The sequence below is a fragment of the Massilia sp. LXY-5 genome (genome assembly GCF_059801075.1).
The window spans coordinates 1,095,996-1,119,745 of record NZ_JBNNEH010000003.1 but is presented as its reverse complement, the minus strand read 5'-3'; the positions used below and the strand labels follow the sequence as shown (position 1 = coordinate 1,119,745).

General features: G+C 67.1%; 28 protein-coding genes. 15 read left to right on the top strand and 13 right to left on the bottom strand.

Going from position 1 to position 23,750, the window contains the following annotated elements; genetic code table 11:
- The first annotated feature begins 240 nt into the window (after positions 1 to 240).
- From ACI48I_RS14030 to ACI48I_RS14015, 4 genes are all read left to right on the top strand, one after another.
- A complete protein-coding gene (locus ACI48I_RS14030; RefSeq protein WP_498574515.1) occupies positions 241 to 1,701 on the top strand; it encodes a DEAD/DEAH box helicase in 1,461 nt (486 codons plus the stop codon).
- Between the two features lie 164 nt (positions 1,702 to 1,865).
- Positions 1,866 to 2,861 (top strand): selenoneine biosynthesis selenosugar synthase SenB, encoded by a 996-nt coding sequence (gene senB / locus ACI48I_RS14025; protein ID WP_498574514.1) that lies wholly within the window; start codon positions 1,866 to 1,868, stop codon positions 2,859 to 2,861.
- Positions 2,862 to 2,876: 15 nt separating this feature from the next.
- Positions 2,877 to 3,932 (top strand): selenide, water dikinase SelD, encoded by a 1,056-nt coding sequence (selD, locus tag ACI48I_RS14020; protein ID WP_193686340.1) that lies wholly within the window; start codon positions 2,877 to 2,879, stop codon positions 3,930 to 3,932.
- Positions 3,933 to 4,096: 164 nt separating this feature from the next.
- Complete coding sequence (locus ACI48I_RS14015) at positions 4,097 to 5,248, top strand: GGDEF domain-containing protein (protein ID WP_498574513.1); 1,152 nt, start codon at positions 4,097 to 4,099, stop codon at positions 5,246 to 5,248.
- 7 nt (positions 5,249 to 5,255) lie between these two features.
- Here ACI48I_RS14015 and ACI48I_RS14010 read toward each other — a convergent pair whose 3' ends face one another.
- The 4 genes from ACI48I_RS14010 to egtD all read right to left on the bottom strand — a co-directional run bounded on the left by ACI48I_RS14010 (position 5,256) and on the right by egtD (position 8,675).
- Positions 5,256 to 5,429, bottom strand: coding sequence for a hypothetical protein (locus tag ACI48I_RS14010; RefSeq protein ID WP_498574512.1), 174 nt, complete (start codon positions 5,427 to 5,429; stop codon positions 5,256 to 5,258).
- Positions 5,430 to 5,542: 113 nt separating this feature from the next.
- Entirely contained in the window at positions 5,543 to 6,496 is a 954-nt protein-coding gene (locus tag ACI48I_RS14005) for a YihY/virulence factor BrkB family protein (RefSeq protein WP_193686343.1), read from the bottom strand.
- On the bottom strand, positions 6,493 to 7,698 hold the full coding sequence (gene egtB, locus ACI48I_RS14000) for an ergothioneine biosynthesis protein EgtB (RefSeq protein WP_498574511.1): 1,206 nt from the start codon (positions 7,696 to 7,698) through the stop codon (positions 6,493 to 6,495). Before egtB ends, ACI48I_RS14005 begins: the two co-directional genes overlap by 4 nt.
- An 8-nt stretch (positions 7,699 to 7,706) precedes the next feature.
- A complete protein-coding gene (egtD, locus tag ACI48I_RS13995; RefSeq protein WP_498574510.1) occupies positions 7,707 to 8,675 on the bottom strand; it encodes an L-histidine N(alpha)-methyltransferase in 969 nt (322 codons plus the stop codon).
- A 159-nt stretch (positions 8,676 to 8,834) separates the two neighbouring features.
- Here egtD and ACI48I_RS13990 point away from each other — a divergent pair, with 159 nt between their 5' ends.
- The 6 genes from ACI48I_RS13990 to ACI48I_RS13965 all read left to right on the top strand — a co-directional run bounded on the left by ACI48I_RS13990 (position 8,835) and on the right by ACI48I_RS13965 (position 13,326).
- Positions 8,835 to 9,707: a putative selenate ABC transporter substrate-binding protein gene (locus tag ACI48I_RS13990; RefSeq protein WP_498574509.1), complete on the top strand. Its 873-nt coding sequence runs from the start codon at positions 8,835 to 8,837 to the stop codon at positions 9,705 to 9,707.
- A 46-nt stretch (positions 9,708 to 9,753) separates the two neighbouring features.
- On the top strand, positions 9,754 to 10,566 hold the full coding sequence (locus ACI48I_RS13985; protein WP_498574534.1) for a phosphonate ABC transporter ATP-binding protein: 813 nt from the start codon (positions 9,754 to 9,756) through the stop codon (positions 10,564 to 10,566).
- A 3-nt stretch (positions 10,567 to 10,569) separates the two neighbouring features.
- Complete coding sequence (locus tag ACI48I_RS13980; RefSeq protein ID WP_498574508.1) at positions 10,570 to 11,397, top strand: PhnE/PtxC family ABC transporter permease; 828 nt, start codon at positions 10,570 to 10,572, stop codon at positions 11,395 to 11,397.
- Positions 11,394 to 12,179, top strand: coding sequence for a phosphonate ABC transporter, permease protein PhnE (gene phnE, locus ACI48I_RS13975; protein ID WP_498574507.1), 786 nt, complete (start codon positions 11,394 to 11,396; stop codon positions 12,177 to 12,179). Before ACI48I_RS13980 ends, phnE begins: the two co-directional genes overlap by 4 nt.
- Positions 12,180 to 12,183: 4 nt before the next feature.
- Positions 12,184 to 12,840 (top strand): ABC transporter ATP-binding protein, encoded by a 657-nt coding sequence (locus ACI48I_RS13970; RefSeq protein WP_193686349.1) that lies wholly within the window; start codon positions 12,184 to 12,186, stop codon positions 12,838 to 12,840.
- A 198-nt stretch (positions 12,841 to 13,038) separates the two neighbouring features.
- Entirely contained in the window at positions 13,039 to 13,326 is a 288-nt protein-coding gene (locus tag ACI48I_RS13965) for a hypothetical protein (protein WP_056339789.1), read from the top strand.
- Positions 13,327 to 13,380: 54 nt separating this feature from the next.
- On the opposite strand, the gene ACI48I_RS13960 is transcribed toward ACI48I_RS13965, so the two are convergent.
- The 4 genes from ACI48I_RS13960 to ACI48I_RS13945 all read right to left on the bottom strand — a co-directional run bounded on the left by ACI48I_RS13960 (position 13,381) and on the right by ACI48I_RS13945 (position 16,621).
- Positions 13,381 to 14,055 carry a hypothetical protein gene (locus ACI48I_RS13960; protein WP_498574506.1) on the bottom strand — a complete coding sequence of 225 codons (675 nt, stop codon included), beginning with the start codon at positions 14,053 to 14,055 and terminating at the stop codon, positions 13,381 to 13,383.
- A 40-nt stretch (positions 14,056 to 14,095) separates the two neighbouring features.
- Positions 14,096 to 15,085 (bottom strand): Ppx/GppA phosphatase family protein, encoded by a 990-nt coding sequence (locus ACI48I_RS13955; protein WP_498574505.1) that lies wholly within the window; start codon positions 15,083 to 15,085, stop codon positions 14,096 to 14,098.
- Positions 15,086 to 15,161: 76 nt separating this feature from the next.
- Complete coding sequence (locus ACI48I_RS13950) at positions 15,162 to 16,352, bottom strand: GGDEF domain-containing protein (protein ID WP_498574504.1); 1,191 nt, start codon at positions 16,350 to 16,352, stop codon at positions 15,162 to 15,164.
- Positions 16,346 to 16,621, bottom strand: coding sequence for a hypothetical protein (locus ACI48I_RS13945; RefSeq protein ID WP_193686351.1), 276 nt, complete (start codon positions 16,619 to 16,621; stop codon positions 16,346 to 16,348). Before ACI48I_RS13945 ends, ACI48I_RS13950 begins: the two co-directional genes overlap by 7 nt.
- A gap of 170 nt (positions 16,622 to 16,791) precedes the next feature.
- On the opposite strand from ACI48I_RS13945, the gene ACI48I_RS13940 reads away from it, so the two are divergent.
- From ACI48I_RS13940 to ACI48I_RS13930, 3 genes are all read left to right on the top strand, one after another.
- Entirely contained in the window at positions 16,792 to 17,517 is a 726-nt protein-coding gene (locus ACI48I_RS13940) for a fused MFS/spermidine synthase (RefSeq protein ID WP_498574503.1), read from the top strand.
- Positions 17,518 to 17,636: 119 nt separating this feature from the next.
- Positions 17,637 to 20,486 carry a bifunctional diguanylate cyclase/phosphodiesterase gene (locus tag ACI48I_RS13935; RefSeq protein WP_498574502.1) on the top strand — a complete coding sequence of 950 codons (2,850 nt, stop codon included), beginning with the start codon at positions 17,637 to 17,639 and terminating at the stop codon, positions 20,484 to 20,486.
- Positions 20,487 to 20,566: 80 nt separating this feature from the next.
- Complete coding sequence (locus ACI48I_RS13930; protein WP_193686354.1) at positions 20,567 to 20,779, top strand: hypothetical protein; 213 nt, start codon at positions 20,567 to 20,569, stop codon at positions 20,777 to 20,779.
- Positions 20,780 to 20,894: 115 nt separating this feature from the next.
- Here the strand turns inward: ACI48I_RS13930 and ACI48I_RS13925 are convergent, their stop codons facing one another.
- Together ACI48I_RS13925 and ACI48I_RS13920 are read right to left on the bottom strand one after the other, a co-directional pair.
- Positions 20,895 to 21,266 (bottom strand): hypothetical protein, encoded by a 372-nt coding sequence (locus ACI48I_RS13925; RefSeq protein WP_193686355.1) that lies wholly within the window; start codon positions 21,264 to 21,266, stop codon positions 20,895 to 20,897.
- Between the two features lie 73 nt (positions 21,267 to 21,339).
- Entirely contained in the window at positions 21,340 to 21,477 is a 138-nt protein-coding gene (locus ACI48I_RS13920; protein ID WP_193686356.1) for a hypothetical protein, read from the bottom strand.
- A gap of 193 nt (positions 21,478 to 21,670) precedes the next feature.
- On the opposite strand from ACI48I_RS13920, the gene ACI48I_RS13915 reads away from it, so the two are divergent.
- Positions 21,671 to 21,838: a hypothetical protein gene (locus ACI48I_RS13915; protein WP_193686357.1), complete on the top strand. Its 168-nt coding sequence runs from the start codon at positions 21,671 to 21,673 to the stop codon at positions 21,836 to 21,838.
- Positions 21,839 to 21,904: 66 nt separating this feature from the next.
- Here the strand turns inward: ACI48I_RS13915 and ACI48I_RS13910 are convergent, their stop codons facing one another.
- Complete coding sequence (locus ACI48I_RS13910; RefSeq protein ID WP_193689167.1) at positions 21,905 to 22,075, bottom strand: hypothetical protein; 171 nt, start codon at positions 22,073 to 22,075, stop codon at positions 21,905 to 21,907.
- Between the two features lie 102 nt (positions 22,076 to 22,177).
- Positions 22,178 to 22,357 carry a hypothetical protein gene (locus ACI48I_RS13905; protein ID WP_193686358.1) on the bottom strand — a complete coding sequence of 60 codons (180 nt, stop codon included), beginning with the start codon at positions 22,355 to 22,357 and terminating at the stop codon, positions 22,178 to 22,180.
- Positions 22,358 to 22,546: 189 nt separating this feature from the next.
- Between ACI48I_RS13905 and ACI48I_RS13900 the strand changes: the two genes are divergently transcribed.
- Positions 22,547 to 23,416, top strand: a complete 870-nt coding sequence (locus tag ACI48I_RS13900) for an alpha/beta hydrolase family protein (RefSeq protein WP_498574501.1) — start codon at positions 22,547 to 22,549, stop codon at positions 23,414 to 23,416.
- On the opposite strand, the gene ACI48I_RS13895 is transcribed toward ACI48I_RS13900, so the two are convergent.
- Complete coding sequence (locus ACI48I_RS13895) at positions 23,385 to 23,684, bottom strand: 2Fe-2S iron-sulfur cluster-binding protein (protein WP_193686360.1); 300 nt, start codon at positions 23,682 to 23,684, stop codon at positions 23,385 to 23,387. The genes ACI48I_RS13900 and ACI48I_RS13895 overlap by 32 nt on opposite strands.
- Between the last annotated feature and the right edge of the window lie 66 nt (positions 23,685 to 23,750).

The window sequence follows — 23,750 nt, the reverse complement described above, 5'->3', positions numbered from 1 at the left end:
TATCCAAGCTAGTAACAACAAGCAGCATCGCAGCAAGGCCTGCCAAGCATGGCAGCCTTCCATAAAGCCCTCCCGCCCTGTGTGTCGACCTTTGACACCGTCCCGGCGCAAAGCTTTTGTGCCGAAATTTCTTTCATTTCTGAGTCATTTCGTTCTGTTGGTTCGCGTTGCTATTTCGCATTCCTATTTCTGCGCTCGTAAAACTATTGAGCGCTGATCACTACCGAAAGTTAGAAAACAATGAGTTTTGAAGCACTAGGCCTCCACGCCACGATCGTCAAAGCAGTCAACGAAGCCGGTTACACCGTCCCGACCCCGGTCCAGGCACAAGCTGTTCCTGCCGCCATCGAAGGGCGCGACCTGCTGGTCTCGTCGCAAACCGGTTCCGGCAAGACCGCAGCCTTCATGCTGCCGGCCCTGCACAAGCTGGTCAGCGCCGAAGTCGCGCCGGCCCCGGCCCGCACCCCTGCGCAAGAAGCGCAGTCGGCCCGTTCGCGCGGCGAGCGCGTCCGTTTCACCGCAGCCAAGCCGAAGATGCTGGTGCTGACCCCGACCCGCGAACTGGCCCTGCAGGTCACCACCGCGACCGAAAAATACGGCAGCTACATGCGCCGCATCCGCGCCGTCTCGATCCTGGGCGGCATGCCTTACCCGAAGCAGATGCAACTGCTGTCGAAGAATCCTGAAATCCTGGTCGCCACCCCGGGCCGCCTGATCGACCACATGGAGTCGGGCAAGATCGACTTCTCGGAACTGCAGATCCTGGTGCTGGACGAAGCCGACCGCATGCTCGACATGGGCTTCATCGACGACATCGAAAAGATCGTCGCCGCTACCCCGGCATCGCGCCAGACCATGCTGTTCTCGGCCACGCTGGATGGCGTCGTCGGCAACATGGCACGCCGCATCACCAGGGACCCGATGGTGATCCAGATCGCCAGCGCCTCGAACCGCCACGAGAACATCTCGCAGCGCGTGCACTTCGTCGACGACCTGTCGCACAAGAACCGCCTGCTGGACCACCTGCTGCGCGACGAGTCGATGGACCAGGCCGTCGTCTTCACCGCGACCAAGCGTGACGCCGACACCATCGCCGATCGCCTGAACATCGCCGGCTTCGCAGCCGCCGCGCTGCACGGCGACATGCACCAGGGCGCCCGCAACCGCACCCTGGACAGCCTGCGCCGCGGCCAGGTGCGCGTGCTGGTGGCAACCGACGTCGCCGCGCGCGGCATCGACGTGCCGACCATCACCCACGTGGTGAACTACGACCTGCCGAAGTTCCCGGAAGACTATGTGCACCGTATCGGCCGTACCGGCCGCGCCGGCCGCAATGGCCTGGCGATCTCGCTGGTGAACCACGCCGAAAACATGAACATCAAGCGCATCGAGCGTTTCACCAAGCAGCTGATCCCGGCGACCGTGGTGGAAGGTTTCGAGCCGAAGCGTTCGGCGCCACCTGCCCGTACCGGCGCCCGTCCAGGCGGCTGGAAACCAGGCGACGGCCGTAGCGCCGCCAAGCCGGGCCAGCGCAGCTTCAGCAAGCCATCGGCAGCACCGCGCGAAGGCGGTTACAACCGCGACGCTGCACCACGCGGCCCGAGCAGCGGCGCCCCACGCCGCGAAGGCAGCGGCGGTGGCTACCGCGGCACGAACCCGCGTTCGGCCGACGGCGCCCGTCGCAGCTTCGGCGACCAGTAACCGGTCCTTGTAGGCGAATGAATGAGAACGGCTGCTTCGGCAGCCGTTTTTTTTCGCCTGGCGCTCGCGTGTCTGCTGTGGCGATGCCGCGCTTCTGCACAATCAACCGTTCCCATATGCCCGACGTATAATTCCCCTCCCCGTCCAGCTCCCCTTATCTCCCGATGGTCCGCAAGCGCATCCTCATCGTCAGCCCCGCCGCCGCCCGCGATAACAACGGCAACTGGCAAACCGCCAGCCGCTGGGCGCGTTTCTTGCGCGGCCGCCACGCGGTCGAGGTGGCGGGCGGCTGGAGCGCGGATGAACCCGCGCCCGACCTGCTGATCGCCCTGCACGCGCGCCGCTCGGCGCAGGCACTGGCCGCCTTCAAAACGGCGCACCCGGAGCGCCCCGCCCTGCTGGCCCTGACCGGCACCGACCTGTATCGCGACATCGACAGCGCGCCCGAAGCGCGCGCCTCGCTCGAGACGGCCGACGCCCTGGTCGTGCTGCAGGAAGCCGGCCTGGTGCGCCTGGCGCCGCACCTGCAGGCAAAGGCGCGGGTCATCTACCAGTCCGCGCCCGCGCTGCGTCCGGCACCGGCCGCCGGCCGCCACGTCGACATCTGCATGATCGGCCACCTGCGACCGGAAAAGGATCCACTGACCTTCATGCGCGCCGCGCAGCTGGTCACGGCGCCGCGCGTACGCCTGCTGCACATCGGCGGCGCCCTCGATCCGGCGCTGCTGGAAGCGGCGCGCGCCACCGAAGCGGCCTGCCCGCGCTACCGCTGGCTGGGGCCGATGCCGCATGCGCAAACCCGCCAGCGTTTGAAACGCTGCCGGGCGATGGTGATCGCCTCGGCCATGGAAGGCGGCGCCAACGTCATCATCGAGGCCGCCACCAGCGGCGTACCGGTGCTGGCATCCGATATCGACGGCAACCTCGGCATGCTGGGGCGGGACTACGCCGGCTACTTCCCGCTGGGGGACGCCGCCGCGCTGGCGCGCCTGGTGGACCGCTGCGTGGCGGAGCCGGCCTTCGACGCACTGCTGCGCCGCCAGTGCGCCGTGCGCGCCGCGCTGTTCGCGCCGCATGCCGAGCAAGCAGCACTCGCCGACTTGGTGGATAATCTGCTGCGCCCGGGATTCCCCTTATCCCCGCAGCCCGAACACTCATAAAGAATGGACCCGAACATGACCGCGCCTGACCACACCATCAAACTGACTTCCTTCTCGCACGGCGGCGGCTGCGGCTGCAAGATCGCGCCCGGCGTGCTCGCCGAAATCCTGAAGAAGTCGAGCGGCTTCCCGGTGCCGCCCCAGCTGATGGTCGGCATCGAGACGGCCGACGACGCCGCCGTCTACAAGCTCAACGACGAGCAGGCCCTGATCGCCACCACCGATTTCTTCATGCCGATCGTCGACGACCCGTTCGACTTCGGGCGCATTGCCGCCACCAACGCCATTTCCGACGTCTATGCGATGGGCGGCACGCCGATCATGGCCCTGGCCCTGGTGGGCATGCCGATCAACAAACTGCCGCTGGAGACGATCGGCGAGATCATCCGCGGCGGCGAATCGATCTGTGCCGAAGCCGGCATCCCGATCGCCGGCGGCCACACCATCGACTCGGTCGAGCCGATCTACGGCCTGGTGGTCATGGGCCTGGTGCACCCGGACCGCGTCAAACGCAATGCCGACGCCCGTGCCGGCGACGTGCTTATCCTCGGCAAGCCGCTGGGCGTGGGCGTGCTGTCGGCCGCATTGAAAAAGGACCAGCTGGGTGCGGACGGCTATGCCGCGATGATCGCCAACACGACCAAGCTGAACAAGCCGGGCCAGGCGCTGGCCGCGATGGACGGCGTGCATGCGCTGACCGACGTCACCGGCTTCGGCCTGCTGGGCCACCTGCTCGAACTGGCGCGCGGCGCCAAACTCTCGGCCGAACTCGACATGGCCGACATCCCGCTGCTCCCCGGCGTGCTGCAACTGGCGCAGGACGGCTTCTTCACCGGCGCTTCCGGACGTAACTGGGATGCCTACGGCAAGGACGTCGCGCTGTCGGAAAACATCACGCCGGCGCAGCAGGCCCTGCTGACCGACCCGCAGACCTCGGGCGGCCTGCTGGTCTCCTGCGACCCGGCGGCGGCCGAGTCCGTGCTGGCGCTGTTCGCGCGCGAGGGCTTCGGCGACGCAAAAGTCGTCGGCCGCATGGCCGCCGGCACGCCGGGCGTGGTCGTCAAGGCCTGATCCAGCCGCCGTTCCGGGAGTACGCGGCAGCGCAACGCGTTGCTGCGTAAACATTTATTTTGTCTCTATAAAACAATCCATTGCTTTTTTAAGAATTGTCGGTTGTATAATGCGGTTTGCCGGCGCAGACCGGTCTTGCAAGCCAACAACGAATTCCAGAGACAATGCCCACGCAACAGGCCGCTACGGCGGCGCTCGACTCGCCGCAACTCCCCGGACTGACCACCCGCCTGGCCGACGCCCTCCTCGGCGACGACAGCCGCCAGCGCCTGACACTGGCGCTGCTGGGCCTGGCCGCCCTGGTGACCGCCACCGTCGTCCTGCTGCTCCTGTATGCGGCCAGGATCGGTGCGGCGGACGTCCAGCAGGTCGGCGTGCTGACGGTCCTTTACTTCGTTTTCATCGGTGGCTTCTACGGCCTCATTCGCAGCGGCCTGAACCGCCACTGCGCCGACCCGACGCTGGCCATGCCGCAAACCCTCATCGCGCAGTCGCTGATCGGCGCCTCGTACGCGGTCACGGGACCGGTGCACGGGGCAACCCTGATCATGCTGTCGCTGGTCATGGTGTTCGGCATGTTCAGCCTGCGCCCGGCCTCGGTACGCATTGCCTGCGTCTACACGGTCACGCTGATGGGGCTGGTGATGGTCTGGTGCGTGCAGCACCAGCCGCTCCATTATCCGGCGCGCCAGGAAGTCTTCAATTTCGCGCTGACGGCGATCGTGATGCTGGCCATTTCCCAGCTCTCGGGCCAGTTGTCGGACATGCGTACCCGCCTGAAAACGCAGAAGATCGCGCTCGAGCAGGCGCTGGCGCACATCAAGGAGATGGCCGCGCGCGACGAGCTGACCGGGCTGCCGAACCGGCGCCGCATGATGACCCTGCTGCAGGAACACGCGACGCGCCACGCGCGCGGCGGGCCGCGTTTTTTCGTCTGCATCATCGATCTCGACCACTTCAAGAGCATCAACGATACCTACGGCCACGCTGCCGGCGACGCCGTGCTGCGCGCCTTTGCGACCCAGGCGCAGGTCGTGCTACGCACCACCGACATGATCGGGCGCTGGGGCGGCGAGGAATTCCTGCTGCTGCTGACGGAAACCCCGCCGGGCGACCCGACGCTGGGTGTGGCGCGCCTGCGCGAGCGCCTGGGCGAGCTTCCGGCCAGCCCGGCGCTGTACGACCTGCGCGTGCGTTTCTCGGCGGGCTTTGCGCGCTACGAGGATGGCGAACCGATCGACCAGGCCATCGAGCGGGCCGACCGCGCCCTGTATGCGGCCAAGTCAGCCGGTCGCAACCGCAGCGTCGTGCTCTAGAACCGGCCTAGTCCGGCCTGGATGGTCCCTTGTGCGGAACCGGAGGATGGACGCCACGCCGCACGACGGCGGGCTGGCGCAGTTTGTGCAGCTGGCGCGCCAGCAGGATCAATCCGGCCAGCAGCGCGACGAATGCCAGCATCGCCGGCAGTTGCAAACCCAGGACTTCGCCAGTTTCCATCACAGCTCCCGTTCTCACGTTTATTGCCCAGCGTTATGCTGGCGCAAGAGCCTACTGTGCCACTGGCTTTCCTATACGAAATTGAGATAGAACAAGAGAAGCGACCGTCTTTTTCAGGCGGTCGTCAGCGGCGCATGACCCTCGAGCTTGCCGCGGCCGACGCGCTCGTATTCGGCAATCACCTGGGCGCCGAACAAGAGCAGCGTGGCGCCGATCTCGAGGCTGAACATGACGACGATGGCCGTCGTCATCGAACCGTACACGACGTTCACCTGGGACAGGGTCGAGAAATACCAGACCAGCACGTGGCGCGCGATTTCCCACAACAGCGCCGCCGTCACCCCTCCCACCAGCGCATGCGATAGCGACAGGCGCCCGACCGGCATCACGAGATAGATCGAGGTCAGCACCAGGATTTCGCCGAGCAGGCCCAGCAGATACAGCAGCGCGCCCGAGACGCCGTTCAGCGACCAGGTGGCGCCGAACAATTCCACGCTCTCCCTCCCCATCACCTGCAGGGTGCCGGCCACCACCGTCACCAGCAGCACGCCCACGCCCAGCGCCAGCATGTAGCAATAAGGCAGCACGGCCGAGACGAGGAAATGACGGCGCCGCACCGCCACCCGGTGGATGAAGATGACGCTCATCGCGTTCTCCAGCACCGTGAACGCAAACGAGCTGAAGAACAACATGGTCACGCCCAGCACCCAGGTGATCAGGTCGCGGTTGTCGAGGAAGTTGGCCACCTCGCCCACGATCGAGGCCGACTGGCCGGGCACCAGCAATTCCAGGTAGCGGCGCATCGTCACCAGCAGTTCGGCCTGGTCGATGAAATGCGAGAGCGCGACGACGACCAGCATCAGGAAGGGCACGATCGAGAGCAGCGCGTAATAGGCGACTGCGCCGGCCAGCAGCAGGCCCTGGTTGGCCCGGAAGCCCTTGATGACGCTGAGGCTGAAGGCGAGCGGATGCAACAGGATATAGGCGTTGGCGCGGCGGTTCAGGATCCGCACACGCAGGCTGCGCAAGCGCAGGCGCCGCAGGCGCAAACGGCTCAGGCCGCTCATCGCGCGAGCCTGATGCCGGTAAATTGCCAGCGCGCGCCTGCCGGGAAGAAATTGCGGTAGCTGGCACGGGCGTGGCCGGACGGCGTCGCGCAGGACGAGCCGCGCAGCACGTACTGGTTGACCATGAACTTGCCGTTGTATTCGCCGATCGCGCCTGCCGCCGGGGCATAACCGGGATAGGGTGCATAGCTGCTGCTGGTCCATTGCCAGCAGGCGCCGAACATTTGCGTCAAGCCATCGCCGGCGGAAGCGCCCGGGTGCAGGCGGCCCCCCTCGATGCTGGCCAGGCGCGCCGCGAATTCCCATTCGACCTCGAGCGGCAGGCGCGCGCCGCACCAGCGCGCATAGGCGTCGGCTTCGTACAGCGACAGGTGGGTGACCGGGCGCGCCGGGTCGAGCGCGTGCTCGCCGTGCAGGGTGAATTCGTTCCAGCCGCCCTCCGGCCGGCGCCGCCAATACAGGGGCGCGGCCAGTTCGCCAGAGGCCACCTTGTCCCAGCCTTCGGCCAGCCACAGGGCCGGATCGCGGTAGCCGCCGGCCTCGATGAAGGCGGCGTATTCGCCGTTCGTCACCAGGCGCGAGGCCAGCGTGAACGGGGCGACATAGCTGCGGTGGCGCGGCAGTTCGTTATCGAAAGCGAAGCCGCGCCCGTCGTGGCCGATCTCGACCAGGCCGCCGTCGAATTCCAGGAAATCCATGGGCAGCGGCGGCGCCTCAGGCGCGATTGGTTCGCCGTCGTAGGCGGGCGCGATCGGATTCTGGGCCAGCAGGTGTTTTACGTCCGTGAGCATCAGTTCCTGGTGCTGCTGCTCGTGCTGCAGGCCGAGCGTGACCAGAGCGGAAAGCGCCCCGTCATTTTCGCTCTCGAGCAGCCTCAGCATGCGTGCATCGACATCCGCGCGGTAGGCCTTGACCTCGTCCAGCGAAGGCCGCGTCAGCAGGCCGCGCTGGGCCCGCGGATGCTTGGCCCCGACCCCGTTGTAATACGAATTGAACAGCACCCGGAAGGCGGGATGAAAGGGAGAAAAGCCGGCCTCGCGCGCTTCCAGGATAAAGGTCTCGAAAAACCAGGTCGAGTGCGCCAGGTGCCATTTGACCGGGCTGGCGTCCGCCATCGACTGGGCGCAGCAGTCCTCGCTCGAGAGCGGTGCAGCCAGCTGCAGGGAACGCTGGCGTACCGCCTGGAAATCATCGCGCAACATGGCGGAATTCAGGCGATCGCCTGCGCATGAATGACCGCGAACGGGCAGCGTGGATCGGTCCACACCCGGGTGGCCTCGAAGCCCGACTGTTCGAGCAGGCCGATGGCGTCGGCCTGGCGGTATTTATAGCTGTTTTCCGTATGGATGCGTTCGCCCGCGGCGAAATCGCGCCCGCCGCCCGGCCAGCGCACCGATTGGAAACGCTTTGCCTCGAGGTGCATCTCGACCCTGCCCGCCGCCTCGTTGTAGAAGCCGACGTGGCGCCAGTTGCGAATGTCGAAGTCGCTGCCCAGCAGGCGGTTCACATGGCGCAGGACGTTCAGGTTGAAGGCGGCCGTGACGCCGAGCGCGTCGTCGTAGGCGGCGTCGAGGATGGCCTTGTCCTTCGCCAGGTCGATACCGATCAACAAGGCGCCATCCGGACCGCAGCCCCTGCGCAGGCGCGTCAGGAAGACGCGTGCCTCGGGCGGCGTGAAATTACCCAGCGACGAGCCCGGATAGAAGAACAGGCGGCGCTCGGCGCGCACGCTCTCCGGCAGTACCAGTCCGCTGGAAAAATCGAGCCCGAGGGCCTGCATGTCGATGTGCGGGAAGCGCAGCCGCAGCCTGGCGAGCGCTTCGCTGACGAATTCGGTGGAGATGTCGACCGCCACGTACTGCGCCGGGCGCAGCAGCGGAAACAAGGCCGCCGCCTTGGCGCAGTTGCCGGCGCCCAGGTCGATCAGCGTGCTGCCAATGCCGCAGGCGTGGGCGATCTCGCGGCCGTGGCGCTCGAAGATGCCGGCCTCGGTGCGGGTCGGGTAATACTCGGGCAGCTCGCAGATCGCCTCGAACAGTTTCGAGCCGAGCGCGTCGTACAGGAACTTGGGAGAAATCGCCGCCTGGCGCGCGCCAAGGCCGTCGAACAGCTCGGACGGCACGTGGGCGCTGCCTGTGCATGGCACATCGAGCTTCTCGGTTGTGCAGGTCGTCAGCATAAGGTTTATCATTCGTGCCGCCGGAGCACCCGATGCGCCCTGGCTAGGGAGGAAGTTGCTGTTTTTGCTATCATAGCGGAAGTTGCGAATCCTCCGCGCCGGGCAGCCGCCAAGCGTGCTCGCCTTCGCCCCCGTGCTATTTACAACAAGAAAGCCCTTATGTCTCCCATGTCCGCCCTGAAGTCGCTGTTCGCCGCATCCAGCGTCGCCCTGCTGCTGGCCGCCCCTGCCTCCGCCCAGAACACCCCGGGCGTGCTGCGCGTCTCGGCCATTCCGGACGAAGCGCCGACCGAACTGCAGCGCAAGTTCAAGCCGCTGGGCGACTACCTGGCCAAGGCGACCGGCCTGAAGGTCGAGTTCACGCCGGTGACCGACTACGCGGCCTCGGTCGAGGGCCTGATCAACCACAAGCTCGACATGGTCTGGTTCGGCGGCTTCACCTTCGTGCAGGCGAACGTGCGCAGCAAGGGCCAGGTCGTGCCCCTGGTGCAGCGGGCCGAGGACGAGAAATTCCGTTCCGTGTTCATCACCACGCAACCCGGCATCAACAAGCTGGAAGACCTGCGCGGCAAGACCCTCTCCTTCGGTTCCGAATCGTCGACTTCGGGCCACCTGATGCCGCGTTCGTTCCTGCTGGGTGCGAAGATCAACCCGGACACCGACCTCAAGCGCGTTGCCTTCTCGGGCGCGCATGACGCCACCGTCGCCGCGGTCGCGGGCGGCAAGGTCGATGCCGGCGCCCTGAACATCTCGGTCTGGGAAAAGCTGGTCGAAGCCGGCAAGGCCGATCCGAAGACCACCCGCGTGTTCTACACCACCCCGGGTTACTACGACTACAACTGGTCGGTGCACGCGAGCATGGCCCCGGCCCTGCAGAAGAAGATCCGCGACGCCTTCCTGGCGCTCGATGCCTCGACCCCGCAGGGCAAGGAAATCCTGGACCTGCAGCGCGCGACGAAATTCGTGCCGACCCGGGCCGAGAACTACAAGGCGATCGAAGCGGCGGCGAAGAACGCCGGCCTGCTGAAGTAATCGCGCTGGTGGATCGACAAGGCTCCAACCGATGACGTCAAAGCCGATGAGTTTCAAGCTCGACAAACTGACCGTGCGCCACCTCACCGGCACCCGCACGGCCGCGCTGCACGAACTCGACCTGGATATCCAACCGGGCGAGCAGCTTGCGCTCATCGGTCCCTCGGGCGCCGGCAAGACCACCTTGCTGTCGACCCTGGCCTGCGCCCACCAGCCGGCCGCAGGTGCGCTGGCCGTGTTCGGCGTCGATCCCTGGGCGCTGCCGCAGAAGGCGCGCCACGGCTTGCGCGCGCGCCTGTTCCTGGCGCCGCAGACGCCGCCGCTGCCGCCGCGCCAGCGCGTCGTCACCGCCGTGCTGGCGGCGCGCCTGCCGCACTGGAGCCTGGCCAGGGCACTGCGTTCCCTGTTTACGCCGGTCGACCCGGATGCCGCCTTCGAGGCCCTGCGCCGCTTCGGTCTCGGCGACAAACTGTATGCGCGCGTCGACCGCCTGTCGGGCGGCGAACGCCAGCGCTGCAGCCTGGCGCGCCTGCTCCTGTCCGGTGCCGACGCCTTCCTCGTCGACGAGCCGATCTCCGCGCTCGACCCGGCCCTGGCCCGCATCACGCTGGCCACGCTGCAGGAAGAAGCCGCCAACCGCAAGGCCACCCTGGTATGCAGCCTGCACCAGGTCGAGATGGCGCGCGCGCATTTCGGCCGCATCGTCGGCCTGCGGAACGGCCGTATCGTGTTCGACCTGCCGCGCGAGCAGGTGACCGATGCGATGATCGCCGCGCTCTACGAAAACGAACAGATCGAACCGCACCCGCACGCCGTGCACGAGCCGCCCGAGCGCCTCGCCGTCGGCGCCTGCTTCTGACCGATGGCGGCAACCCTCCTGCACCCCGATCCGGCCTGGCGTGGCCGCCTGCTGGCCTGCGCCGCCGCGCTGCTGCTGCTCTGGCCCGCGCTCGTCTACAGCGAATTCAAGCCCTGGATCCTGTTCGACCTGCAAAGCCTGGCGGCGGCCGGCACCTTCCTGGGCGACTTCCTGCACCCCGCCCATTCACTCGAATTCCTCGTCATGGTGCTGCGCGAAACCTGGATCACGGTCGCGATTGCGACCTGCGGCCTGGTGCTGGCCCTGCTGGGCGCGATACCCGCGACGCTGCTGGTGAGCGAGCGGCTGTCGATCTCGCGCCTCGGCACCGGCCGCGTGCGCTGGCCCGCGGCGCTCGTACGCCAGGGCGTGCGCTGGGTGCTGGTGCTGCTGCGCAGCGTGCCGGAACTGGTCTGGGCGCTGCTGTTCGTGCGCGTGGTCGGCCTCGGCCCCACGGCCGGCGTGCTGGCGATTGCCCTCACCTATTGCGGCATGCTGGCCAAGGTATATGCCGAAATCCTCGAATCGAGCGACGCCCATGCCACCGATGCGCTGCTGGCGAACGGCGCCGCGCGCCTGCCGGCCCTGCTCTACGGCGCCTTGCCCGAGGCCGCAGCCGAACTGGTCTCGTACACGATCTACCGCTGGGAGTGCGCGATCCGCGGCTCGGCCATCATGGGTTTCGTCGGCGCCGGCGGACTGGGGCAGCGGATGGACGAATCGACCAGGATGATGGCCGGCGGCGAAGTGGCGACCATGCTGTTCGTCTTCGTGCTGCTGGTCGCCGCGGCCGACCTGGTCTCGACCCTGCTGCGCCGGAGGCTCGGATGAACCGCCCCCTGCCGCCGCCCCGTTCGTGGAGCACGCCGCTGCTGCTGGTGCTGCTGCTGATACTGGTGATCGCCAGCTTCGCCACGCTGCGCCTGGACCTGGCCGCCTTCTTCACACCGGAAGCGGTCGGCACCACGATGGAATTCCTGGGCGGCTTTGCCCCGCCCGAGACGGCCACGCCGTTCCTGATGAAGACGCTGAACGCGGCGTTAGAGACGCTGTCGATGTCGGCGCTCGGCACCCTGCTGGCGGTGTTTGCCGGCCTGGTCATGGCGCTGCCCGCGGCCGGGCGCTGGGGAGGATCGGCACGCGCCGCCGTGCGCGCCGTGCTGAACGTCCTGCGCTCGATTCCGGAACTGGTCTGGGCCGCGTTGCTGCTGGTGGCCGCGGGCCTCGGTCCCTTCGCCGGTACCCTGGCGCTGGCGGCGCACACCTCGGGCGTGCTGGGGCGCCTGTTCGCCGACGCGCTGGAAAACGCCGAGCCGCAGCCGGAAGCGGCCCTGCGTACCAACGGCGCGCCCGCGCTGGCGGCCTTTTTCTACGCCACCCTGCCGCAAACGCTGCCGCAGATGCTCTCGTATACGCTGTACCGCTGGGAGAACAATATCCGCGCCGCCGCCGTGCTGGGCGTGGTCGGCGCCGGCGGCCTGGGGCAGATGCTCAAGTACCACCTGTCGCTGTTCCAGATGCAGAGCGCCGCGACCGTGGTGCTGGCGATGCTGCTGCTGGTGGCCCTGGTCGATGCGGTCAGCTTTGCGCTGCGGCGCGTCCTTACCCGTTAAGCCGATGCTGGAACTATCGAAGCTCACCAAGACCTATGGCGGACGCACCGTCCTGTCGGACCTGTCGCATGTCTTCGAGGCCGGCCGTTTCGTCGCCATCATGGGCGAGTCGGGCGTCGGCAAGTCGACCCTGCTGAACCTGATCGCAGGCCTCGATGCCCCCGACAGCGGCGCAGTCATCGTCGACGGTACGGCCATGGCCGCACTCGACGACGATGCCGCCACCCGCCTGCGGCGCACGCGCATGGGTTTTATTTTCCAGGCCTTCCACGTGCTGCCGCATTTGACGCTGCAGCAGAATGTGGCGCTGCCTTTATTACTGAATCAGGAAAATGCGCGTGAAGGCGCGGCGCACGCCGAGACCATGCTGGCGGCGGTCGGGCTGGCCGGGCGTGGCCAGGACTTCCCGCGCCAGCTCTCGGGCGGAGAATTGCAGCGCGTGGCGATCGCGCGCGCCCTCGTGCACAAGCCGGCCCTGCTGCTGGCGGACGAGCCGACCGGGAACCTGGATCCGGAAACGGCGGGCGGCATCCTGCGCCTGCTGCGCGCCGAGATCAAGGCCAACGGCGCCGGGGCCATCATGGTCACCCACTCGCATGCGGCGGCGGAAATGGCCGACGAAATCCTCATCCTGAGCCGCGACGGCCTCAAGCGGGCGTGAGATTTAACGTAAATTCCGCGCGGAAATAAGCACGTTAGACACCGTTCGCGACGAATAGTGCGGCGCCAGCCGCACGGGCGTAGTAATATCACAACGACCCGAACGCGACAGCGTTTAAGCGCGACAGCAATCAGAACAATCGGGCGTCTTCCAAAACGGTCCTGTCCCCTCAACCAAAAAAGCAAGTTGGAGGAGTACATGAACGTACGCCAAAAAAAACAGGAAATGCTGGCGGCGATGCACCGCGCCCGCGCCCTCGAACCGTCGAGTTTCGTGCCGAACAAGCTGCTCGACACGCTGATCGAAAAAATGCACCTCAAGAATGATGCGGAACTGTGCCGCGTGCTCGAAGTGCAGCCGCCGATCATCAGCAAGATCCGCCACCGCAAGCTGAACGTGGGCGCGACGATCCTGCTGCGCATGCACGAGAAATCGAATATTCCGATCCGCGAACTGAAGGAGCTGACCTCGGCGGCGCTGCACTGAGCCACGGTGACGCGAGCGTCCGCATGGGCACATCTCCGACCGCGGCCGGCCACCCTACCCTGGCGGACGCCCGGTTTTCAGCTGCGGCAGGCTGCCCTGCACCTGGCGCAGCGTCGCCGTATCCAGGCGACCCACCAGCGCCACGCCGATGCGCAGCAATTCGCTTTTCTTGATCTCGAAGCCGGCCTTCAGGCAGGCCTGCTTCACACTCGCCAGCACCGCGTACTCGCCATCGGGCATGGTGAAGCTGTCGCGTACCAGCACCGGGCGTCCGGACTGCGGCGCCGGAGCGGCCTGGACAGCGCGGCTGCGGCCGGCCGCAGGCGTTTCCTTCGCTGCCTTGACGAGCGCCTTCGCCGCATTCTTCAGGGCGACTGCCGGACTCTTCGCGGCGACGGCCTTCGCAGCCGGCCTGGCCGCAGCCTTCGCCGCTGTCTTTGCCGGTGCTTTCGCCGCAGCCTTGACCGCGGTTTTCGCAGCAGGCCTGGCTGCAGGCTTCGGTGCCGCCTTGAGCGCGACAGGCTTCGCGGCCGCGCGCGCGACGGTCTTCGCAGCGGCCTTCACGGCAGCCGCCTTCACCGGCACGGACCTGGAGGTTTTATTGGCGCTGCCTGGCATGGCGGCGGTTTTCGTGCTTCTGGAAGCTGCCTTGGCGGGTGCCGAGGCAACTTTTGCCCGCGTCGATGCGGCTGCGGCCGCGCCCGTTGCGGGAACCGGTTTTCTGGTCATTGGGTATTCCACTGCTTAACAAGGTAAACAATATAGTCGATCAGGCGGATTCCGGGAAGGGTGCATCCTGCCGTGCGCGCCGGTGCAGCTCGCGGATCACGCCGGCGCGCAGGCCCGCCCCGACCGGCACCAGCTCCTCGATATGCAGTTCCTCGACCAGGGCCAGCAGCAGCGCGAGCCCGCCCGCCATCTGCGCCGCGCGCAGCGGCTGGTTCGACAAGGCGGCGATGCGCATGAAGCCGCCCTCTTCGACCAGCGCATGGCGCAGCGCCAGCAGGCCGGACGCATCGGCCGCATTGGCCGCATTGGCCGCATTGGCCGCATTGGCACTAAGCGCCCCGGCCGCGTCGCCGCCGGCCAGTTCGAACAGGGCGCGCACCGTACCCGAGGCGCCGTAGGCACGGTTCCAGCCGGCCCCGCCGGCGAGCATGCCGGCGTCGGCGAAGCGGCTGCGCGAAGACGCCAGCGCGGCGTCGAAGGCGTCCGGCGAAATGCCGTCGCCGAAGAAGGCCAGGCCCTGGCGCAAGGCGCCGACACCGTAGGACTGCACCAGCTCGACGGTGTCGCCGCGGCCGACCGCAATCTCGGTCGAGCCGCTGCCGACGTCGAGCACGAGGCGGCGCTCCCCTCCATCCGGCAGCGCGCCGGCCACGCCCAGGTACACCAGGCGGCCCTCTTCCTCGCCGCCGAGGACCTCGACCGGATGCCCGATCGCGGCCTCGGCCGCAGGCAGGAAGGCGGGCGCATTGCAGGCCACGCGCAGCGCGGCGGTGGCGACCACGCGCACGGCGCGCACTTCCCACCGGGCCAGCGCCTGCCTGAACTGGCGCAGGCAGTCGAGCGCGCGGCGCACGGTCTGGCCGTCGAGGCAGCCGTCAGGCCCGATGCCCGCGCCCAGGCGGATCGGTTCGTTCAGGGTATGGGCCAGCACCATGGCGCCGTCCTCCCAGCTCGCCACGTGCAGGCGGAAGCTGTCGGACCCGAGTTCGACGGCGGCATACAGGGGAGCGGAGTGTGCGCAAGCTGGCATGGTGTGCCCTGGTTGGAAGACCCGCGCAGTATGGCCATGCTTTGTGACGCCCCGATGACGGCACCGTGCCGCCGGTTCAGGCCTCGGGCACGGTCTCGCGCGGCGCCAGGCGGATCGCGTTGCGCCCTGCTTCCTTGGCAGCGCGCATGGCGGCGCCGGCGCGGCCGAACAGCGTCACGTTGCTGTCGTCGGGGCGGATCGTGGTGACCCCGAAGCTGGCCGTCATCGAGATCAGCGCGCGCTCGGTCTTGACGGGCGTGGCCTCGATCGCGGCGCGCATGCGCTCGGCCACCAGCATCGCTTCCTCGGCGCCGGTGCGCGGCAGCAGCAGGGCGAATTCGCCGCCCACCAGGCGCCCCAGCAGGTCGCTGTCGCGCAGCTGGCGCTTGCACAGGTCCGCCACGTGGCGCAGCACCACGTCGCCGGCCGGATGGCCGTAGCCCTCGTTCACGCGCTTGAAGCTGTCGAGGTCGAGCACGACCAGGGCGGTCGGCGAGCCGGGCCGCCGTGCCAGCGCCATCCAGGGCGCCAGCGCATTGAAGAAGCCGCGCCGGTTCGGCGCTTCGGTCACCAGGTCCAGCGTTTCCAGGCGCGCCAGGTCGGCCTGCAGGCGTTCGCGCGCCAGCAGCAGCCAGCCGAAGCCGTTCACCAGCATGAGCAAATAAAAAGCAATGGTCGAGAGCTGGCGCAGCAGGTCGTGCGAGAGCCAGCGCCAGCCGTCGGGCATGACCAGCACCAGGATGCCGCGCGCGGCCACCAGCAGCGCCAGCAGGGCCGTGACGACCGCCAGCGCGCGCTGCAGCATGCTCGCCCGGTGCCAGCCGCGCGCCAGCGCCGCCGTGCCCAGCAAATAAAAGGCGCCGAGGATCAGGGCTGCGGCCAGCGTGCGCAGGCCGAGCGGATCGATCCAGTAGGAGACGAGGAAGATGAAGACCGCGCCCAGGGCCAGCGGCACCATGGCGCGCTGCAGGCGCCGCCGGTGCGCGGTTTCCCACAGGGCCGCCGATTCGAGCGCGACGCCGCCGATCAGCAGGGCCCAGCCGCCGGGCAGCGCCAGCGGTTCGGGCACGACGCGCGCGCCGCCCAGCGCGAGCAGGATCCAGGCCGCCGCCTGCACCTGTTTCGACAGGCCCCAGCTGGCCAGCGCCGGCGCACGCGGTGCGCCATAGTCGAAGAAGAACAGCATGCTGCACAGCGCCAGGTTGCCCAGCGCCAGCACCAGCACCATCGTGGTCGAGTCCATGGTCAGCATCGCGCCGCTCAGCATTCGTGCTCCACGTTCTCGGTGCCGTCGCCGACCTTGCTGGCCCAGGCGCGGGCGAAATAACGACGCTCCGCCTCGTCCGGCACCTCGTTCCAGAACACGATCAGCGTTCCCTTGTGATCGTGCAGCTGGGTCAGCTTGTCGACGAAATGGACCTTGCCGGCGCTGTCGGCCAGCGCCATCGCATAGCCATAAACGCGTTCGAGCCGCTCGATGCGGTCGGGCTCGACGTCGCTGTTGGTGGCGGTGATGGCGGGATGATCGAGAAACATGAAGAGCTCCGTGTGGCGGCATGGACCAGCTTATCAGAGTTTCATGCCTGCGAACAAGACGCAACAGGAGCGCAAAACGGCGGAGAGCGGCGGGCGAAGACGAGCGCTTTCTCTTCTATACTGGCGCCATGCCGCCGCGCTCCGAACCGACCGATCCGCCACCTTCCTCCGTGCCCCGCGTCCGCACGCACGGCAACCGGCGCACGCTCGAATTCCAGCCGGGCGACATCCAGAGCGAAATGCTGCTCTCGCACCCCGACCACCTGGTGCTCGAGTATGCGCGCGCCATGATGTGCTTCGCCCTGTTCGCGCCCCATCCGCGCCATATCCTGATGGTCGGCCTGGGCGGCGGTTCGCTGGCCAAGTTCTGCTACCGCCACTTTCCGCAGACCCGCATCACGGTGCTCGAGATCAGCGCCGAGGTGATCGCCCTGCGCGAAGCGTTCAAGGTGCCGCCGGACGACGCCCGCCTGCGCATCATCCATGGCGACGCCGCCGATTACATCCGCGCTGCGCCCGCCAGTTGCGACGTGATCCTGGTCGATGGCTTCGACGCCGCCGGCATGCCGGCCGCCCTCGGCAGCGCCGCCTTTTATCGCCATTGCCGCCAGGCCCTGCGCGAGGGCGGCGTGCTGGCGGCAAACATCCTCAGCTACGACCCCAGCCACGACGCGCTGGTCGGGCGGATTGCGCGTGCCTTTCGCGGGCGCGTCTGCGACTTTGCCGGCATCGCCGGCAACAACCACCTGCTGTTCGCCGTCCGGGCCGACGATGGCGGCAGCCGTGCGGCGCGCCTGCAGGAATATGTCGCGCGTCGCCGCGGCCTGGGCTTTTCCTTCCTCAACCGGCTACTGGCGCGGGCGCTCGTTGCCTGGCTGGCATGGCGCCTTGTCTGATCGCGGCGACACGGCCTTGATCCAGGGTTCGCACGCAAGGATTTGTTTGCGCAAACGGGCCGAAAATGACACACTTGGCTGCTTTGGTGCTTTCGGGCAAATAAATTTTGGGAACAGACATGTTGCGTCGCCTGCCGTTTTCACTCACCCGCGCGGCGGCCCTCACGCTGGGGGCCGGCCTGGCCGCCTCGAGCGCCCTGTTCGTGGGCGTGAGCCACCTCGAATACGACAACCTGGCCTTGTCCTTCAACCAGCGCGCCGACCAGCGCGTGGCGACGGTACGCCAGGGCCTGCATGATGCGGTCGAGGTTGTGACGGTCACCAACCAGCTGTTCGCCCTCGGCGCGCCGGTCACGCGCGCCCAGTTCCAGGATTTCACCACCCCGCTGCTGCTGCGCCACCCCTTCATCAAGGCATTCAATTTCCACCGCATCGTGAAGGACAGTGAGCGCGCCGCGATCGAGGCGGAGCTGGGGCGCGTCATTCCCGGCACCGTCATCAGCGAGGAACGGGGCGGCCGCCGCGTACCCGCCGAGCGGCGCGCCAGCTACAGCATCGTCGACTACCTGGTGCCCCTGAAAGGCAACGAAGCCGCCCTCGGTTTCGACGCCGGGACCCGGGCGCCGATCAACGCGGCGCTGGCGCGTGCCCATGCCGAACGGCGGGTCGCCGCCACCCCGCTGTTCCCGCTGGTGCAGGACCCGAGCCCGCAGCCGAGCTTCCAGGTGATCCTGCCGGTCTACGACGCCAAGGGCCGGCTCGCCGGCGACACCGCCGTCGTGGTGCGCGCCGAGGAACTGGTGAGCATGGCGCTGGCCGGCGCCGGCCTGCTCGACGACAGCCAGATCGTGATGTCGGTGTATGCCGGCGCGCGTGCCGAGGCATCCGACCTGGTGTTCACCACCAGCGCCGGCGGCGTCCACCCCCGCCATGAACTGCTGGGCAGCTGGATCGCGCCCGAACACGCAAGTTATGTCGCGCGCACCCTGGACGTCGCCGGGCGCCCCTGGCTGGTCGAAGTCGCGGCCAAGCCGCGCCCGTTCGCGGCCGACCACCTGGCCTCGCTGGCGATGCTGGCCGGCGGCATCCTGCTCAGCCTGATGACGGCGGCCTGGGTCCAGGCTTCCGGCGCGCGCGCCCGGCGCGTGCAGCAGCTGGTGAGGAAACGCACCGCCGACCTGAAGCGCACCAACCGGCGCCTGGTCGACGACATGGTCGCGCGCGAACGCACCGAAAAGGCCTTGCAGCAGAGCGAGCAGCGCTTCCGCCAGCTGGTGTCCATGTCCTCGGACTGGTACTGGGAACAGGACAGCCATTTCCGCTTCACGATGGTGACCGGCGGCTTCAGCGAAAAGGCCGGGATCCTGGTCGAGCACCTGCTCGGCAAGACGCGCTGGGAATTCATCCCGACCCTGGGCGACACCGAGCGCGGCCGCACCCACATCGCCCAGGTGCGCGACTTCCAGCCCTTCAACGATTTCGAGTACCAGCTGCTCGACGACACCGGCCAGACGCGCTGGTTCCTGGTCAACGGCCAACCCGTGTTCGACGAGCTCGGCCAGTTCTCCGGCTACCGCGGCACCGGCAGCGACATCACCGAACGCAAGCTCACCGAACAGCGCGTGCACCACGTGGCCCAGCACGATGCGCTGACCGGCCTGCCGAACCGCTCGCTGCTGCAGGACCGCCTCGGCCAGGCCGTGGCCCATGCGACGCGCAGCGGCAGCCCGGCCTGGGTCATGCTGATCGACCTCGACCGTTTCAAGTTCGTCAACGACAGCATGGGCCACAAGGCCGGCGACGTGCTCCTGATGACGGTCGCGGCGCGCCTACGCTCCTCGCTGCGCGACGCCGATACCGTGGCGCGCCTGTCGGGCGACGAATTCGTCGTCATCGTCTCCGAGAGCGGCGACCAGCAGCTCACCCCGGACATTGTGCAGCGCGTGATGAATGCGGTGGCCCAGCCGGTCATGCTCGGCACCAAGGAATTTTTCGTGACTTGCAGTATCGGCGTTTCCGTCTACCCGAGCGAAAGCACGGATGCCGATACCCTGATCGAGCATGCCGACATCGCCATGTACCGCGCCAAAAAACTGGGCCGCAACAACTTCCAGTTCTATACGCCGGCAATGAACGAGGAGTCGCTGGAACGGGTGCGCATCGAGAGCGCGCTGAGGAATGCCGTCGAGCGGGACGAGTTCGTGCTCTACTACCAGCCCCAGCTCGACATCAAGACCGGCAAGATCGTCGGCATGGAAGCCCTGATCCGCTGGCAACACCCGGAGCTGGGGACGGTCCCCCCAGGCCGCTTCATCGGCATCGCCGAGGAAACCGGGATGATCGTGCAGATCGGCGCCTGGGTGCTGCGCAGTGCCTGCGCCCAGAACAAGGCCTGGCAGGACGCGGGCTACGGCAAGCTGCGCGTGGCCGTGAACCTGTCGGCGCGCCAGTTCGGCGCCGCCGACCTGATCGAGAACCTGGCCAGCGTGCTGGAAGATACCGGGCTGGAGCCGGAATACCTCGAGATCGAGCTCACCGAGAGCCTGTTCATGAGCGACATCACGCCGGCCGTCGACCTGCTGCACCGCATGAAGGCGCTGGGGGTGAATTTGTCGATCGACGACTTCGGCACCGGCTATTCGAGCCTGTCCTACCTGTCGCGCTTCCCGATCGACGTGTTGAAGATCGACCGCTCATTCGTGGCCGATATCACGCGCGACGCCAACGACGAGGCGATCGTCACCTCGATCATCGCCCTGGCGCACAACCTGAAGCTGGCGGTGATCGCCGAAGGCGTGGAAACGAGCGAGCAGCTCGACTACCTGCGCCGCCACGGCTGCGACGAAATGCAGGGCTATTACTTCAGCCGGCCGCTGCCGGCGCGTGAGTTCGAGCAGCTGCTGATCGAGGGCCGCGGCCTGGCCCCCGAAGAGATGATTGCGCCCGAGCCGGCCCCTGCCCTTGCCTGAAGGATTATTCCTACAAGAATGTGGCATTTCGCACATCCTTGCTCTACAATAGTCGTGTCTCTATTGCAACGCCCAGGAACATGATGAACACGGAAGAAGTACAAACCCGCCCAGCGGCAAACTCGCGCGTGCTGAGGACCGATATGCGCACGCGCGATCTGGTGAACCAGGCGGTGGCTTCGATCCCGACGCTCGGCCTGCAGCGCGCAGCCGAGTTTCTTGCGGCAATGAACGTACCGGCCGAGATTGCCGTGCGCACGCTCGTCTACCCCAGCCGCCGCCGCCGCAACTGAAAAAATGTGCATGGCGGCGTTGCAGCGTCTCGCCGTACTATCGTACTGTCTTCGACGCTGCGCCTTGCCCTGCGCATTTTTTCGGCCGCGCTGACAGAGCGCGGCCCAAGTTCTCTTACTTCTTCGGTTCCTGCGCCTGGATGTCGGCCAGCGACTCCAGGCCACGCGCAGTCACCTCGAAGCCGCCTTCCTCGCGCGGCGCGATGTGCGACTTGCGGACCAGGAACTGAGCGACATCGCCCGCTACCGGCGCCGCAGGATCCTGCGCAAGGCTCGTCAAGGCTTCGACACAGGCGCGCAGGAACAGCACCTGCTGGCCCTTCTCCGTCATCTCGACCTTGCCGTCACGCCCATAGGCGATCATCTTCAGGCCGGCCAGGCGCTTGGCGTTACGCCCGACGCAGGCATTGACCCGGTCGGTGCGGGCGCCGCGGCGGATGAACTCGAGGGCGTTGTATTCGTCGGTCGTCAGTTTTTCGTTCTTCATTACGGCTCGTATGGTGTCTGGGCCGTCATGGTAACCGCCGGGACAGACGGCGGCAACAAATGAAGTGCAAACCTTAGCGCATCGTGCGCAATGCTATCCACAGCAGGCCGGCGCCAACGATGGCGCCGACGGCCAGCACGCCCTGGAAACGGCGCGATGCGAAACCGGTGCTCCGGCCCAGGTAAATCTTGTTATGCAGCGAATTGCCCATCTGAGTCTCCGTCGATACGATCCAAAACCATGAGCTGATATTATAAAAAAACTCACACATTGGGAACGTTCGGCAGCGAACATAATTGTAACTTTGTGTGTAATTCAGCAAGATCGCCACACTGTCGTACTGCGCGCCGAAGGCAGGGCGCGACTGTTAGGATTGTCCCAATATTCGACCAGGAGGAAGCACCATGACACCATCGCGACAACCGCAAGATCCGGCAGAAAAAGGCGGGGCCATCCTGCATGAGGACGACATCGGCAGCGGCGAAAAAACACCGGCGCAGAAGGAAACCGAAGAGATGATCAAGGAAATCCCGCCGCTCAGGAGCAGCACCGAGCCGCCGCAAAAGGGCTGAGGGGAGTGGTCCATCCCAACTGAAAAGCGCCACCCGAGGGTGGCGCTTTTGCTTGGGGAACCTCCATCAGCCGGCGCGGATCGGCGGCTCGGGGATGACGGGTTCCTCGACGGGAGCGTGCGCCGGATCGGGCACGTCGTCGGGTACCGGAATGGTGGGTGGCGGCTGCTCGGGATCGGGCGTCGAATGCGCCTGGAGCGCGCCCCGGCCGCCGTCCTGCGGATCGGTCATGTCCATCAGCGTCCTCGCTTCAGATGGTCGTGAATAACAAGGGCGCGGCCGGGAGGACCGCGCCGTCGGGAAAGTCAGGGCGAGACAGACTGCCTGCCCTGCGACCTGTCAGTGGTTCTGCTTCTGCTTGGCGCCGCCGCCGGCGCCTTCATTGGTGCTGGCCTTCTCGCGCGACATATGGTCGTGGCTGCTCTTGTGCTCCTTGCCGGCGCGCTGTTTCGCCAGATCTTCTTCCGACATATGGTCCGACTGCTTGCTACCGGTATCGTTCGCTTTCGATTCGTTCATGGAGATTCTCCCGTGGTGGTTGAAAACATTGACGTTTTGCGCAGACTAGCATGGAAGAACGGAGCAGGTTTTCAATCGTGCGCAGCGCCAAAAGATGCGTATAGTTCATGTTTTCCGTATCGGTTCCCTATGAAAATCCGACTTTTCCTGCTCGCCACTCTCATTCCGGCCCTCGCGTCGGCTGCCCCCATGAAACTTGCCGACTACATGGCCCTGAACGGCCCCGCCCCCACCGAGCACGTCGCCTACGGTCCCGCTCCCTCGCAATACGCGGAGCTGTTCCTGCCGCCGGGCGCCGGGCCCTTCCCGGTCGCGGTGCTGGTACACGGCGGCTGCTGGACGGCGGGATTCGGCGGCATCAGCCAGCTGCGCAACATGGCCGGCGCGCTCGTCAAGCGCGGCATCGCGGTCTGGAACGTCGAATACCGCCGCGTCGACGAGGCCGGCGGCGGCTATCCGGGCATGTACCAGGACATGCACGCGGCGCTCGACACGCTCGCCGCGCAGGGCAAGGTCCAGCCGCTCGACCTGGAGCGGGTCGTGGCGGTCGGCCATTCGGCCGGCGGCCAGCTGGTGCAGTGGATTGCGGGTCGCGCGCGCATCCCCGCCGCCAGTCCCCTGCACCGCACGGCCATGCTGCCGGTGCGCGCCGTGGTGAGCCTCGGCGGCCTGGCCGACCTGCGCCGCGAACGCGAACTGATCAAGACCAGCTGCGGGCGCGATACGCCTGAGCTGGCCGGCCTGCCGAGCGCCACGCGGCCGGACGTCTATGCCGACACGAATGCAGCCGAGCTGATGCCCAACGGCAGCCACACGATCCTCGTGACGGGCGAACTGGACACGATCTCGCCGCCGCGCGTGGCGCACGACTATGCGGCGCGCGCACGCGCGGCGGGCGACAATGCGGAAGTCGTGATCTTGCCGGGCGCCAGCCACTACGACGAAGTCGCAGCCAGCTCGCCTTCCTGGCCGCTCGTGGTCGCCGCCATCGAGCGCGCGCTGGCGAGCACTGCCGGCAAGGCAGAGCTCAAACCCGCCGCTTCGCCAGCGGCGCGTTGACGACCAGGTCGCTCGTCGGCACGGCGACGCAGGGCAGCAGGTAGTCGTCGCGCTTTTCTTCGATCGACAGGCCGGGCCAGTCGACGAGATAGCGCACGCTGCCGGATTCGAAGCGGCACAGGCAGGTGCGGCAGGTGCCGTTGCGGCAGGAGTTGGGCAGGTCGATCCCGGCCGCCTCGAGGGCCTGGAGTACCGTGCCGGCGCCGGCGGCAACGCTGGCGCCGAGGGGCAGGAGGGTGATGGTGAAGACGTCGGCGTCGGTGGTCATGGACGCGATTGTAGCGCTGCGCGCAGCAGCACGATGCGGCTGAGCCTGAGTTCGTTTGCGCACAGA